Source organism: Spirosoma terrae (genome assembly GCF_010435915.1).
Lineage (GTDB): Bacteria > Bacteroidota > Bacteroidia > Cytophagales > Spirosomataceae > Spirosoma > Spirosoma terrae.
In genome coordinates this window covers 1-323 of record NZ_JAAFZH010000056.1, presented here as the reverse complement: position 1 = coordinate 323, position 323 = coordinate 1, and the positions used below count along the sequence as shown (strand labels likewise).

Here is a 323-nt window from a genome sequence, read left to right as displayed (position 1 = left end):
ACTGACCCAGCCGGGTTGAGCGTGAACACCCCCCTAGTGCTAACCATCAGCCCAGCGCCAGTGACCAACCCAGCCTTATTCACCATTACGTCAGCCAACACCCTAAGCTGTGTGACCGTCTCAACTACCGAAAGACAGCTCGTCTTCCTGCCACTCTATGCAGCCAGCAACGGATCGACCATCACCTTCTCGGTAGTCAATGAGCTGGCCCCAACCACGAATCCAGGCCCCTATACGTTACGTCTCTACACCGATAATCCAACCATCAATCTTCGCGCTCAGCAAAACGGACAAACCGCTAGCTTCGCCTACAACTGGCTGGC

Annotated in this window: 1 pseudogene; it reads left to right on the top strand. The window is 55.4% G+C overall.

Annotated features, from left to right (window positions below):
- Positions 1–21 precede the first annotated feature (21 nt).
- Positions 22–323, top strand: a pseudogene (locus GK108_RS31030) (hypothetical protein); the annotation flags it as partial.